The 12,506-nt window shown below is 63.9% G+C and carries 15 protein-coding genes; all 15 read left to right on the top strand.

Annotated features, from left to right (window positions below):
- Positions 1–22 precede the first annotated feature (22 nt).
- Complete coding sequence (flgB, locus tag NLM32_RS37395) at positions 23–424, top strand: flagellar basal body rod protein FlgB (RefSeq protein ID WP_254133691.1); 402 nt, start codon at positions 23–25, stop codon at positions 422–424.
- Positions 425–435: 11 nt separating this feature from the next.
- A complete protein-coding gene (flgC, locus tag NLM32_RS37390) occupies positions 436–852 on the top strand; it encodes a flagellar basal body rod protein FlgC (RefSeq protein WP_254133690.1) in 417 nt (138 codons plus the stop codon).
- Between the two features lie 2 nt (positions 853–854).
- Entirely contained in the window at positions 855–1,187 is a 333-nt protein-coding gene (locus NLM32_RS37385; RefSeq protein ID WP_254133689.1) for a flagellar hook-basal body complex protein FliE, read from the top strand.
- Positions 1,188–1,204: 17 nt separating this feature from the next.
- Positions 1,205–1,996, top strand: a complete 792-nt coding sequence (gene flgG, locus NLM32_RS37380) for a flagellar basal-body rod protein FlgG (protein ID WP_254133688.1) — start codon at positions 1,205–1,207, stop codon at positions 1,994–1,996.
- A gap of 13 nt (positions 1,997–2,009) precedes the next feature.
- Positions 2,010–2,486 (top strand): flagellar basal body P-ring formation chaperone FlgA, encoded by a 477-nt coding sequence (gene flgA / locus NLM32_RS37375; protein WP_254133687.1) that lies wholly within the window; start codon positions 2,010–2,012, stop codon positions 2,484–2,486.
- Complete coding sequence (gene flgI, locus NLM32_RS37370) at positions 2,483–3,613, top strand: flagellar basal body P-ring protein FlgI (RefSeq protein WP_254133686.1); 1,131 nt, start codon at positions 2,483–2,485, stop codon at positions 3,611–3,613. The genes flgA and flgI overlap by 4 nt, the downstream gene beginning before the upstream one ends.
- 67 nt (positions 3,614–3,680) lie before the next feature.
- A complete protein-coding gene (locus tag NLM32_RS37365) occupies positions 3,681–4,448 on the top strand; it encodes a MotE family protein (RefSeq protein ID WP_254133685.1) in 768 nt (255 codons plus the stop codon).
- Positions 4,448–5,143, top strand: coding sequence for a flagellar basal body L-ring protein FlgH (gene flgH / locus NLM32_RS37360; RefSeq protein ID WP_254133684.1), 696 nt, complete (start codon positions 4,448–4,450; stop codon positions 5,141–5,143). Before NLM32_RS37365 ends, flgH begins: the two co-directional genes overlap by 1 nt.
- 30 nt (positions 5,144–5,173) lie before the next feature.
- The gene (locus NLM32_RS37355; protein ID WP_148772957.1) at positions 5,174–5,617 is read left to right on the top strand and encodes a flagellar basal body-associated FliL family protein; all 444 of its coding nucleotides are present in this window, start codon (positions 5,174–5,176) and stop codon (positions 5,615–5,617) included.
- Positions 5,614–6,354 carry a flagellar type III secretion system pore protein FliP gene (gene fliP / locus NLM32_RS37350; RefSeq protein WP_254133683.1) on the top strand — a complete coding sequence of 247 codons (741 nt, stop codon included), beginning with the start codon at positions 5,614–5,616 and terminating at the stop codon, positions 6,352–6,354. The genes NLM32_RS37355 and fliP overlap by 4 nt, the downstream gene beginning before the upstream one ends.
- Before the next feature lie 242 nt (positions 6,355–6,596).
- Positions 6,597–7,502, top strand: a complete 906-nt coding sequence (locus NLM32_RS37345) for a flagellin (protein ID WP_254133682.1) — start codon at positions 6,597–6,599, stop codon at positions 7,500–7,502.
- Between the two features lie 270 nt (positions 7,503–7,772).
- A complete protein-coding gene (locus NLM32_RS37340) occupies positions 7,773–8,681 on the top strand; it encodes a flagellin (protein ID WP_254133681.1) in 909 nt (302 codons plus the stop codon).
- 276 nt (positions 8,682–8,957) lie between these two features.
- Complete coding sequence (locus NLM32_RS37335) at positions 8,958–9,866, top strand: flagellin (protein WP_254133680.1); 909 nt, start codon at positions 8,958–8,960, stop codon at positions 9,864–9,866.
- A gap of 303 nt (positions 9,867–10,169) precedes the next feature.
- Positions 10,170–11,795, top strand: a complete 1,626-nt coding sequence (gene fliF, locus NLM32_RS37330) for a flagellar basal-body MS-ring/collar protein FliF (protein WP_254133679.1) — start codon at positions 10,170–10,172, stop codon at positions 11,793–11,795.
- Entirely contained in the window at positions 11,792–12,499 is a 708-nt protein-coding gene (locus NLM32_RS37325; RefSeq protein WP_254133678.1) for a hypothetical protein, read from the top strand. Before fliF ends, NLM32_RS37325 begins: the two co-directional genes overlap by 4 nt.
- Positions 12,500–12,506 lie beyond the last annotated feature (7 nt).

The following is a 12,506-nucleotide window of genomic DNA, read 5'->3' as shown; positions in this document are numbered from 1 at the left end:
TAACGCCCTAGGGTTCTTTCCAATGAATCATAATGGGGCCGTCGTGGGACCGCTTTATCTTTTCGAACTCGCATCGTCGCAGGCACGTTACCTCGAACTCCGCCAGTCGACCATCGCCACCAACGTCGCCAACGCCAATACGCCGGGCTTCAAGGCGCGCGACGTCGAGCCCTTCAACAAGGTGCTCGACGCGATGCCGGTCAGGCTTGCGACGACATCGCCCACGCATATGCAGCTTTCCCCGGCCGAAACCGATACGCGGGCAACCGCGAAGAAGGATAGCTGGGACGTCGTCCACTCCGGCAACTCGGTCAGCCTCGAGCAGGAGATGATCAAGGGCAACGACGTCAATCGCGACTATTCGATGAACTCGGCGATCGTGCGGTCCTTCAACCGCATGGTTCTGGCCAGCGCGAAGACCTGAGGTGAATTGATATGCTGGACGCCCTATCGGCTTCATTGACGGTCGCAAGCTCCGGGCTCGAAGCGCAGTCGACGCGCATGCGGGTTGTCTCGGAAAATCTCGCGAATGCCAGCTCGACGGGGCGCACCGCCGGTGCCGACCCGTATCAGCGCAAGACGATTACATTCGACGCCGCGATGGATCGTGCTTCGGGCACGCAGCTGGCGAAGGTCAAGGAGATCGGGGTCGACACCACGCCCTATCGCGTCGAGTACGATCCGGGACATCCCGCGGCCGACAAGGCCGGTTACGTCAAGATGCCCAACGTCAACATGATGATCGAGATGGCGGATATGCGGGAAGTCAACCGGTCCTACGAAGCCAATCTCCAGGTCGTGAAGCAGGTGAGATCGATGCTCGGCATGAGCATCGACCTTCTGAGGAGCTGACAATGCTAGAAGCGATTTCATCCACTGCGATCGGCGCAGGGCAGGCGGTTGCATCCCGGATCACCGAAACGCAGACCATTGCGCCCGGTGCGACGTCACCGGTTCAGGCGGGCGACGACGTCGGGTTTGATTCCGTCATGAAGCAGGTGACGACGGACGCGATCGGAACGCTGAAGGCCGGCGAGAGTGCGTCGATCTCGGCGATGCAGGGCAAGGAATCGACGCGGAAAGTCGTCGAGGCGCTGATGTCGGCCGAACAGGCCCTGCAGACCGCGGTCGCGGTCCGCGACAAGGTCGTGCAGGCCTACCAAGAAGTCGTTCGTATGTCGATTTGATCTGAAGGAATGACGCTGTGAAATCGCTCGCCATCGCGGCTACGGGCATGAATGCCCAGCAGACCAATATCGAAGTCATCGCGAACAACATCGCCAACATCAACACCACGTCGTTCAAGCGCGCACGTGCGGAGTTCACCGATCTGTTCTACCAGATGGATCGCATGCAGGGTGTCGCGAACGTCAACGGCGCTTCGCCGATCCCGGAAGGTGCCAATCTCGGCCTCGGCGTCAAGTCGGCCGCGATCCGCAAGCTGCACATCCAGGGCGCGCTGACGCAGACCGGCAACCCTTATGACCTCGCGATCAACGGACGCGGCTGGTTTCAGGTGCTCGGCCCGAACAACGAGGTGCAGTACACCCGCGCGGGTTCGTTCAACACCAACGCCACCGGCCAGTTGGTGACGATGGACGGCTACCTGCTGGATCCCAACATCACGGTGCCGCAGGGAACGGTGCAGGTCACCGTCAACCAGACCGGCCAAGTGTTCGCCAAGCTCGATACGGAAGTCAATCCGCGGCAAATCGGCCAGCTCAACCTCGCAAACTTTGCCAACGAGGCAGGCCTCGAGCCGCTGGGCAGCAATCTCTATCGCGAGACCACCGCATCGGGCGCGCCGGTCGTTGGTCTCCCCGGCGATGCCGGCTATGGCAAGATCAACCAGCAATATCTCGAGGCCTCGAACGTCGATCCGGTCAAGGAAATCACCGAGTTGATATCGGCGCAGCGCGCCTATGAGATGAACGCCAAGGTCATCCAGGCGTCGGATGAGATGGCGCAGACGGTATCGAAGAACCTCAGTCGCTAGTTCCGGTGTGTCCATGTTGAACAGGGTGGGCCTGATCGCGCGCGGGTTGGCCGCCGCGCTGCTGGTTCTCGTCTCCGCGCGGCTCGCCGCCGCAGACGAGAAGCGGCTTCCGGTGCCGGCCGTAGCGATCCGCGCCGGCGAGCTGATCAGGGAAGACATGATCACCGACCGTACCTTTGCGCCGAACGTGCTCGGCGTCGCCATGTTCATCGAAGGGCGTCAGGTGCTCGTCGGCCGCATGGCGCGGCGGGCGCTGCTGCCCGGCCAGCCGATCCCCACCAATTCGGTGGAGGATCCCTGGACCATCGCCCGTGGCGCCATGGTCAAGGTCGTGGTCGAAGACTCCGGTCTGTCGATCGTGACCTACGGCGCGGCGATGCAATCAGGTGCGCCGGGATCGCTGATCACCGTGCGGAACACCGACACGGGCGTGATGATCCGGGCCATCGTCCAGCCGGACGGCACCGTCAAGGTCGCGGACGGGTCATGACCAGATTCCTGATCGCGCTTCTCCTCATCGTTTCCGCCGCCAGCGCCCAGGCCGCCGTCCGCATCAAGGACATCGCGGACATCAAGGGTCTGCGCGAAAACCAGATCGTGGGCTATGGCCTCGTTATCGGCCTCAACGGCACCGGCGACACCCTGCGCAACGCGCCGTTTACGGAACAATCGCTGCAGTCGATGCTCGAAAATATGGGCATCAATGTCCGGAACGAGACCACCAGCACGAACAACTCGTCGCGGCCGACGACGCTGCGCACGCGCAACGTTGCCGCCGTGATGGTGACCGCCGACCTGCTGCCGTCGATCGGCGCCGGCGAACGGATGGACGTGACGGTGTCCTCGCTCGGCGATGCGACGTCGCTGCTCGGCGGCACGCTGGTGATGACGTCGCTGCGCGCGGCCGACGGAGCGGTCTACGCAGTGGCGCAAGGCGCGGTCACGGTCGCCGGCTACAGCGTCGGGGGCCAGGCCCAGAATGTCAGCCAGGGCACGCCGACGGCGGGCCGCATTCCGAACGGCGCGCTGGTCGAGCGCGAGGTCCAGGGAAGCCTCCACGAGATGGAGTACCTGGTGCTGGAGCTGAAGAACCCCGACTTCGTCACCGCGACGCGGATCCTGGACGCCGTCAATCGCTATGCCGGCGGCCGCTATCGCGCCCAGATCGCCTTCGAGCGCGACTACCGGACGATCGTGCTGTCCAAGCCGCGCTATGTCGGCCCGGTGCGCTTCCTCGCCGAGATCGGGGAGCTCACTGTCGAACCGGACACGCCGGCGCGGGTCGTGATCAACGAACGCACCGGCACGGTGGTGATCGGACGCGACGTGCGGATCTCCACCGTCGCCGTCACCCACGGCAATTTGACGGTCCGTGTCACCGAGCTGCCCGTGGTGTCGCAGCCGGCGCCGTTCTCGCAAGGCCAGACGGTCGTGGTGCCGCAGACCGTGGTCGAGGCCAACGAGGCCGGATCGCAGGTGGCGATCCTGAGCGGTGTCGACCTGCAGCGCCTCGTGCGCGGGCTGAACCAGATCGGACTGAAGCCGTCCGGCATCATCGCGATCCTCCAGGCGATCAAGACGGCCGGCGCGCTGCAGGCTGAAGTCATCGTGCAATGATGCATAAGCGTCGTGCAAGCTTGGTCGCTCAATGCTCAGGTCTCGACCGAGAATCGCACGCGAGCCGATGCTGAAGCTGGATCACATAGCGCAACTTCTTCTCCTGGCCGCGATGTTCGCGCTCGCAGGCACGTCGCCCGCGCTGGCGCTGGATGAGCCGAAGCCGTCGAAGCCGCTCAATCTGCTTTCCTTCGCACGCGCTCGCGCGCCCGGTCCGCAGAGGCCGCACGTGGCGGCGACGCCGGTCCCGGGCGATAATTCACAGGCAACCGCCTGGGCGGCCGAGGATTCGGGTCCTGCAATCACGGGAGCGGTTCCGGCGGCGGCTGCTCCGCCGGCGCCTGCACCAGCACCCGTGCCGACGCGCCCGGCGAAGTCCGGCAGCATCACGGCCCCGCCGAAGCCGGCGCCGGCTCAAGCTGCTGCGCCCGGTGACAACGAAGTTGCGCTGTTCTGCAGCAACGTGGCCGACCCCGCCGTCGACGCCAGGCTCGCCTGGCAGCTGAAAGAGCTGGAGAAGGCCGAGAGCCTGCTGCGGGAGCGGATCGCCGAAGTCGAGGCCAAGCGCGCCGAATACGAAAAGTGGATGGCCCTGCGCGACGACTTCCTGAAGAAAGCGGAAGCGAGCGTCGTCGAGATCTATTCGCGCATGAAACCGGACGCTGCCGCGACCCAGATCGCCGGCATGGCCGACGAGACGGCTGCGGCGGTGCTCGCAAAGCTCAGCCCGAGGAGCTCGAGCGCGATTTTCAACGAGATGGAGACCGGGCGCGCAGCACATCTCGCCGACCTGCTCGGTGGAATGCGTCGCGTGGATGACGGGAAGACCAAGTAATGAAGAAGCCGATCCTCCTCCTGTCGCTCGTGCTTCTCGGCGGATGCTCCCATGATCCGGCAGAAATCCTGACCGGGCCGAAACTGTCGCCCGTGGGCAGCGGACTGAGGACGCCGGCCGAACCGATCCCGGTGACGCCCCGCATGCGCACGCCGGTCAGCTATCGCTCGACCTGGGATGACGGCACCGACCTCTACCGCGATCCGCGCGCCCGGCGCGTCGGCGACGTCGTGACGGTGATCATCTCGATGCAGGACAAGGCCAAGCTCGACAACAAGACCGACCGCTCGCGCGATTCGCAGATCCAGTTCGGGCTGAACTGGCTGATGGACGTCGCAGGATGGCAGGACAAGGGCCAGACCAACGCCAACCTCAACACCAATACCCAGATCAAGGGCAACGGCCAGATCGACCGCTCCGAGGACATCAAGCTTTCCATTGCCGCCGTCGTCACCGACGTGTTGCCGAACGGAAATATGATGATCAGCGGGTCGCAGGAGTTCGGTATCAACACGGAGATGCGCGTGCTCAACGTCGGCGGTATCGTGCGCCCACGCGATATTTCGCGAACCAACACCATCTCCTACGAGAAGATCGCCGAGGCGCGCGTGTCCTATGGCGGTCGCGGAAATCTGTCTGACGTGCAGCAACCTGGATGGGGTCACCGGATCTATGATGCCGTGGCACCGTTCTGAGGCTCGCGCGTCGTGGGAGCAGGGGGCGTCATGCGCCTGATTGCCGCCATCCTCGTGCTGACCCTGGTCGCGATCGGCGCGGGCGCGCTCGCGGGCTTGCACTTGTTCGCGGCGGCCGAACGCGTCGCAGACGCAAAGAAGGGCGCCACCCCGCCGCCGATCGCCTCGAGCTACGCCGGCAGTGCGCGGCTCAGGAAGCTGTCTCCGATCGTGACCAATCTCGCGGCGCCGGCCAACAATTGGGCCCGGGTCGAAGCCTCCATGGTGACCGACAGCATGAGCGACGAGGATGCCGGCATTCTGGCCGCTCATATCAGCGAAGACATCGTCACTTACCTGCGGTCCGCCTCGGTCACGCAGTTCGAAGGCACGCGCGGACTCCAGCATCTGCGCGACGACCTGTCGGAACGCGCCAGCATCCGCTCGTCCGGCAAAGTCCGTGAATTGATCATTGAGACGTTGGTGATCCAGTGAAACTGAGAGTCCTGCTGCTTGCGTTGCTCCTGGTCGTGCTGCCCGAGGTAGCGTTCGCCCAGATCCCGGACCTCAATTCGCTGCTGCCGCCGGGCAACGGCTCGACCAGCGGCCGCATCATTCAGCTCATGGCGCTGCTGACGGTGCTGTCCGTCGCACCGGGGCTGCTCATCATGGTGACGAGCTTCACGCGCTTCGCCGTCGCGCTCTCGTTCCTGCGCGCCGGCCTCGGCCTTCAGACGACGCCGCCGAATCTCGTGCTGATCAGCCTTGCCATGTTCATGACCTTCTACGTCATGGCGCCGACCTTCGATCGCGCCTGGGAAACCGGCGTGCAGCCGCTGATGAAGAACGAGATCTCGGAGGAGGAGGCTTATCTGAAGATCAGCGATCCCTTCCGCGAATTCATGTTGGCCCACGTCCGCGACAAGGACCTGCAGACATTCGAATCGCTCGCCGCGGAAAGCTTCCGCAAGAAGTTCGACGACAAGCGCATCGACATGCGCGTCATCATTCCGGCGTTCATGATCTCCGAGCTCCGGCGTTCGTTCGAAATCGGCTTCCTCATCATCCTGCCATTCCTGGTCATCGACATGATCGTGGCGACGCTGACCATGTCGATGGGCATGATGATGATGCCGCCGTCGATCCTCGCGCTGCCGTTCAAGGTGCTGTTCTTCGTGCTGATCGACGGCTGGAACCTGCTCGCCTCCGGACTGGTGCGATCGTTCTCGTAAGAGCGATCATCGTCCTAACGGTTGGTTAAGGTTAGCAAAGCGTAATGTTAACCATATGATTTTGCTACAGAATTCAAGCCCGTCTTAATTCGGAAGCAAGATTCGACGTGCTAGCAATGCGGCACGGCGGGTTGGACCCCACCCACATCAGTCCAAAGGCATGATGCCGCCCCTCCGTACCGGTGAAAGCCCGGTATGTCCCCTCGTGAAAATGTAACGCGTACATCAAAGGGACATTCGCAATGTCAAGCCTGCTTACGAACTCGACCGCTATGACCGCCCTCCAGACCCTGCGGTCTGTGAGCTCCCAACTCGCCACCACGCAGACCCGCATCTCCACCGGTCAGCGCGTCTCGACCGCTTCGGACAACGCCGCCTACTGGTCGATCGCCACCTCGATGCGCGCCGATAACGCCGCGCTCTCCGCGGTCTCCGACTCGCTCGGTCTGTCCGCCGCGACCGTCGACACCGAATACACCGCTCTGACCTCGGTTGTCGGTGACAGCACCGGCGGCCTGACCAAGCTGCAGTCGCTGCTGGTCGAAGCCAAGACGGCCGGTATCGACCGCACGAAGATCCAGGCGGACGTCACCCAGATCCAGCAGCAGATGAAGGGTACCGCGGATGCGGCGACCTTCAACGGCGTGAACTGGCTGAGCGCGACCTCCTCCACGCCGGCAACGGTTGACCTGGTGTCGTCGTACTCCCGCGTCGGCGGCACGCCGACCACGGGCTCCATCGCGCTGACCACTGCCACCTATGCGCTCTATAGCACGTCCACCACCGGCATCCTGGACACGGTGAGCGGCGGTGCGTCGGTCAACACGATCGACATCTCCACGCTGACCGACGCGGCAACTGACCAAGCCACGCTCGATACCTACATCGCGAAGGTCACCGCTGCGATCAACTCGGTGGCCTCCGCCGCCGCCAACCTCGGTGCCGTCAAGAACCGTATCTCGACCAACACGGACTTCGTGAAGTCGCTGATGGACTCGGTTGATCGCGGTATCGGCCAGCTCGTCGACGCTGACATGAACCAGGAGTCCACCCGCTTGTCGGCTCTCCAGGTCCAGCAGCAGCTCGGCGTCCAGGCGCTCTCGATCGCCAACGGCAGCAGCCAGAGCATCCTCTCGCTGTTCCGCTAAGCCTGAAACCATCTGGGAGAGGGCCGCGCTTCTCGCGAAGCGCGGCCTTTTCGTTTGGCGTGACCTTCCGTGCGCGCTGAAATTTCGGCTGCCCTGTTGCAGCTACGACACAGAGCCACAAGCCCCACACAAGCTTCGAGCGTTACGGTCGCCGCTACGACAGGTTGGGCCTAACCGCTTTTCCGCAGCCCAAAGGCATGACGCCGCCCTGTCGTACCGGTGCAAGTCCGGTATGTCCCCAAACAACTCAATCTTCAAAGGGACATCAAAATGGGTTCAAGCCTTCTTACCAACTCCGCAGCAATGACGGCGCTGCAGACCCTCCGCAACGTCAGCTCCAACCTCCAGACCACCGAAAACCGCATCTCCACCGGTCAGCGCGTGGCCACGGCTTCGGACAACGCCGCCTACTGGTCGATCGCGACCTCGATGCGCGCCGACAACGCCGCACTCTCCGCCGTCTCCGACTCGCTCGGTCTGTCGGCCGCGACCGTCGACACCGAATATACCGCTCTGACCGCGGTTGTCGGCGACAGCACCGGCGGCCTGACCAAGCTGCAGGCGCTGCTGGTCGAAGCCAAGACCGCCGGTATCGACCGCACCAAGATCCAGGCCGACATCACCCAGATCCAGCAGCAGATGAAGGGCACTGCCGATGCGGCAACCTTCAACGGTGTGAACTGGCTCAGCGTGACGACGGCAACGCCGGCGACCTTCGACCTCGTGTCGTCGTTCTCCCGCGTTGGTGGCACGCCGACCATCGGCTCCATCACCCTGACGATCAACAAGTACTCGCTCTACAGCACGTCCACCACCGGCATCCTGGATACGGTGAGCGGCGGTGCGTCGGTCAACACGATCGACATCACCTCGCTGACCGACGCGGCGACCGACCAGGCCACGCTCAGCGCCTACATCACGCAGGTGACTGCTGCGATCAACTCGGTGGCTTCGGCCGCCGCGGACCTCGGCGCCGTCAAGAACCGCATCTCGACCAACACTGACTTCGTCAAGACCTTGATGGACTCGGTGAATCGCGGTGTCGGCCAGCTCGTCGATGCCGACATGAATGCGGAATCCACCCGCCTCCAGGCGCTGCAGACCCAGCAGCAGCTCGGCGTTCAGGCGCTCTCGATCGCCAACCAGAACAGCCAGAGCATCCTCTCGCTGTTCCGTTAAGCCTGAAAACCATCTGAGGGGGCCGCGCTTCGCGAGAAGCGCGGCCCCTTTCATTTTGGCGTGCGTCGTTCGCGCGTCAAAGGTGCGATTTCGCGCCTCGGATTGCGGTCCGGTCACAGAGCCACAAGCCTCGCGCAAACTTCGCGTGCTATCGCCGCCGTTACGACAGGTTGAGCGTGCTTTTTCGCAGCTCAAAGGCATGATGCCGTTCTGCCGTACCGGTGCAAGCCCGGTATGTCCCAAAAATTTCAAATCGTTTTCAAGGGGACGTCGAACATGAGTTCTAGCCTGCTCACCAACTCCGCGGCAATGACCGCGCTGCAGACGCTGCGCAACGTCAGCTCCAGCCTCCAGACCACCGAAAACCGCATCTCGACCGGCCAGCGCGTGGCCACGGCTTCGGACAACGCCGCCTACTGGTCGATCGCGACCTCGATGCGCGCCGACAATGCCGCGCTCTCCGCGGTCTCCGATTCGCTCGGTCTGTCGGCCGCGACTGTCGATACCGAATATACCGCTCTGACCGCGGTCGTCGGCGACAGCACGGGCGGCCTGACCAAGCTGCAGGCGCTGCTGGTCGAAGCCAAGACGGCCGGTATCGACCGCACCAAGATCCAGGCCGACATCACCCAGATCCAGCAACAGATGAAGGGCACAGCCGATGCGGCAACCTTCAACGGCGTGAACTGGCTGAGCGTGACGACGGCAACGCCGGCGACCTTTGACCTGGTGTCGTCGTTCTCCCGCGTCAGTGGTACGCCGACGATCGGCTCCATCACCCTGACGATCTCCAAATACTCGCTCTACAGCACGTCCACCACCGGCATCCTGGACACGGTGAGCGGCGGCGCGTCGATCGACACGATCGACATCACCTCGCTGACCGACGCGGCGACTGACCAAGCCACACTCAGCAGCTACATCACTGCGGTCACCACTGCGCTCAATTCCGTGGCTTCGGCCGCCGCCGACCTCGGCGCCGTCAAGAACCGCATCGCGACCAACACCGACTTCGTCAAGACCTTGATGGACTCGGTGACGCGCGGTGTCGGTCAGCTCGTCGACGCCGACATGAACGCGGAATCCACCCGCCTTCAGGCGCTCCAGACCCAGCAGCAGCTCGGCGTTCAGGCGCTCTCGATCGCCAACCAGAACAGCCAGAGCATCCTCTCGCTGTTCAAGTAAGCTCGCGCTTCGAACACGACCGTGCTCCCACGGGAGCACGGTCCCCGCCGTGAGCGGCGGAAGTGACGGCACATGATGTGCCCGTAGTCGCCCCCCGACGCCAGACCTGATGCCATAGGCTGCAGCCGATCACGCGGTCATGCGTTCGATCGTCCGCCCGTGCCATCGAGCTGCCTGCGTCGTCCAAAGTTCTTGTAAAATTGCAACGCCTCGCCTGCGAAGCGACACATTCGCGTTTGCGCGCAACCTTCAGACAAGGTTGACAGCGGAGTGTCCTCACCGTTCGCATTGGTACGAGGTCATATGCTCAGTCGCGCGCAGCTACAGCAGCTGCTCAACAATCTGCTGGAACTTGGGCCGCGACGTCTGATGGCCTTGGGACTGATCGGCTTCGCCGTCCTCGTCACCGTGGTCGGGGGTGCTTATTATCTGAGCCGGCCGGAATTCGAATCCCTCTACACCGGCCTGACCCGTGAAGACGTGACGCGTATCGGCGCCGCGCTGCGCGAGCAGAACATTGCCTTCGATATCAACGCCGCCGGCGATACCGTCTCGGTGCGGCCGAGTCAGACCGCACAAGCGCGAATGCTGCTGGCGGAGAAGGGGCTGCCGACCAGCGCCAATGCCGGCTACGAGCTGTTCGACAAGATCGGATCGCTCGGGCTGACCTCCTTCATGCAGGAGGTCACGAAGCTCCGCGCGCTCGAGGGTGAGATCGCGCGCACCGTTCAGCTGATGAAGGGCGTCAAGGCGGCGCGGGTGCACATCGTGATGCCGGTACGCGGCTCGTTCCGTGCGACGCAGCAGCCGCCCTCCGCATCGGTTGTGCTGCGCACCGACGGTGCGATCGAGGCGCGCACGGCGCAGTCGATCCGCCACCTCGTGGCGGCAGCTATTCCCGGCATGACGCGCGACAAGGTCACCGTGCTCGACGCCGACGGCTCGATGCTGCTGGCCGAAGAGGATGAGGCCAGCGCCGCGCCGACCAAGATGGCGAGCCTGCAGAAGACGGTCGGCGGAATGGTGCAGGAAAACATCCGCAAGGCGCTGACGCCCTATCTCGGCCTGGACAATTTCGAGGTCAGCGTCGCGCCCCAGCTCTCCACCGACAAACGCCAGATCAACGAGACGGTCTACGATCCCGAGACCCGCGCCGAGCGTTCCGTCCGCAATGTCCGCGAAAATGAAAAGTCGTCGAATGCGGATCGCTCGACGCCGACGACCGTCCAGCAGAACCTTCCGGATCAGCAGGTCAACGCCGGCGGCACCAAGAACTCCAGCGAGGACAAGACGCGCCGCGAGGACGTCACCAATTTCGAGGTCTCGTCCAAGACCACGACGACGGTCAGCGACGGTTACTCGGTCAGGAAGCTCTTCATCGCCGTCCTGGTCAATCGCGCGCGGCTCGTTGCCGATCTCGGCGACAAGACCAACCAGGCCATCGTCGACAGCAAGCTCGCCGAGATCAGCCAGCTCGCAGCGACCGCCGGCGGGCTGGACAAGGCGCGCGGCGACCAGATCCAGGTGACTGCGGTCGATTTCGTGGAGGGCTCGCGCGAGCTCGCGCCGGTGCCGCCGATCAGCTTCGTCGAGATGATGAACAAGCAGCTCGGCAGCGTCATCAATGCGGTGACGATCCTGGCCGTCGCCTCGATGCTGGTCTGGTTCGGGCTTCGGCCGGCGGTCAACGGCATCCTGACTCATCGCGCCGCGCAGGAACAGACCGAGGCGGCCGAGGCCGCCGAGCTCGAGGCCGCCACGGCCCTCGCATTGGCCGACAGCCAGGATCCCGAGCTCAACCTCGTCGAGGACCTCGAAGGCAAGATGCAGCGAACGCCGCAGAAGCGGCTGGAGCAGATCGTTCGCCTCGATCAGATGCAGGCGGCAGCAATCCTTAAAGACTGGATGCGACGCGAGGAGGCGGCATGAACGCGGCAATCGGAAAACTCCTGACGCAATTCGATGCGAATGGCCGGGCCAAGTCGCCACCGCCACCGCCGCCGCCGAAGATCCAGGATGTCCTGACGAGAAAGGAGCTTCGGCGCGAGCCGCAAGCGCAGCCGCAACCTCAAGCGCAGCGTCAGCCGCAGGCGCAGCCTCAACTTCAGCCGCCTTCGGCGCCGGCGCCGGAAGCCGCGCCGGTCAATCTGCTCGAAGACGCCTATCGACGCGGCCATACTGCGGGCCTTGCGGAAGGCGAAGCCAAGCTCGCCGAAGAGCGCGTTCGCAGCGCGATCCGGCTCGGCGAGGAGCGGGCCAAATGGTCCGACCAGCAAGCGGTCGCGATCGTCAACGGTTTTGACGCCGCCTGCCGCGAGATCGAAAGCAACATTGCGAGCTCGGTCGCGCGGATATTGCTGCCGTTCCTCGCCGATGCGGTCCGGGACAAGGCGATCGGATCCCTGGTCGAGCAGATCTCGGCGCTGACCTCGAATTCGCCGGTGCCGGCATTCCGCGTCACTGGACCGAGCGAGCTCATCGATCTCGTCAGGACGCAGCTCAATCTGGCCGGCCGCTCCGGCGTCGAATACCAGTCCGCCGACACCGTCGAGGTTCGCGTTCTCGCCGACCAGACCACGATCGAGACACAGATCTCGACTTGGATGGATCGGCTGAAAGAGGCGCGCCGGTAGTTTCACC

Source organism: Bradyrhizobium sp. CCGUVB14, assembly GCF_024199935.1.
GTDB lineage: Bacteria > Pseudomonadota > Alphaproteobacteria > Rhizobiales > Xanthobacteraceae > Bradyrhizobium.
Note: the sequence above shows the minus strand (reverse complement) of the source record. Positions and strands in the feature narration are given on the sequence as shown.

Excerpts from the sequence above, each read along its gene's own strand:
- fliF (WP_254133679.1), top strand. The coding sequence starts at position 10,170 with ATGCTCAGTCGCGCGCAGCTACAGCAGCTGCTCAACAATCTGCTGGAA.
- NLM32_RS37340 (WP_254133681.1), top strand. The coding sequence starts at position 7,773 with ATGGGTTCAAGCCTTCTTACCAACTCCGCAGCAATGACGGCGCTGCAG.
- flgI (WP_254133686.1), top strand. The coding sequence starts at position 2,483 with ATGACCAGATTCCTGATCGCGCTTCTCCTCATCGTTTCCGCCGCCAGC.
- flgH (WP_254133684.1), top strand. The coding sequence starts at position 4,448 with ATGAAGAAGCCGATCCTCCTCCTGTCGCTCGTGCTTCTCGGCGGATGC.
- NLM32_RS37345 (WP_254133682.1), top strand. The coding sequence starts at position 6,597 with ATGTCAAGCCTGCTTACGAACTCGACCGCTATGACCGCCCTCCAGACC.
- NLM32_RS37335 (WP_254133680.1), top strand. The coding sequence starts at position 8,958 with ATGAGTTCTAGCCTGCTCACCAACTCCGCGGCAATGACCGCGCTGCAG.
- NLM32_RS37325 (WP_254133678.1), top strand. The coding sequence starts at position 11,792 with ATGAACGCGGCAATCGGAAAACTCCTGACGCAATTCGATGCGAATGGC.
- NLM32_RS37355 (WP_148772957.1), top strand. The coding sequence starts at position 5,174 with ATGCGCCTGATTGCCGCCATCCTCGTGCTGACCCTGGTCGCGATCGGC.
- flgA (WP_254133687.1), top strand. The coding sequence starts at position 2,010 with ATGTTGAACAGGGTGGGCCTGATCGCGCGCGGGTTGGCCGCCGCGCTG.
- flgB (WP_254133691.1), top strand. The coding sequence starts at position 23 with ATGAATCATAATGGGGCCGTCGTGGGACCGCTTTATCTTTTCGAACTC.
- flgC (WP_254133690.1), top strand. The coding sequence starts at position 436 with ATGCTGGACGCCCTATCGGCTTCATTGACGGTCGCAAGCTCCGGGCTC.
- NLM32_RS37385 (WP_254133689.1), top strand. The coding sequence starts at position 855 with ATGCTAGAAGCGATTTCATCCACTGCGATCGGCGCAGGGCAGGCGGTT.
- NLM32_RS37365 (WP_254133685.1), top strand. The coding sequence starts at position 3,681 with ATGCTGAAGCTGGATCACATAGCGCAACTTCTTCTCCTGGCCGCGATG.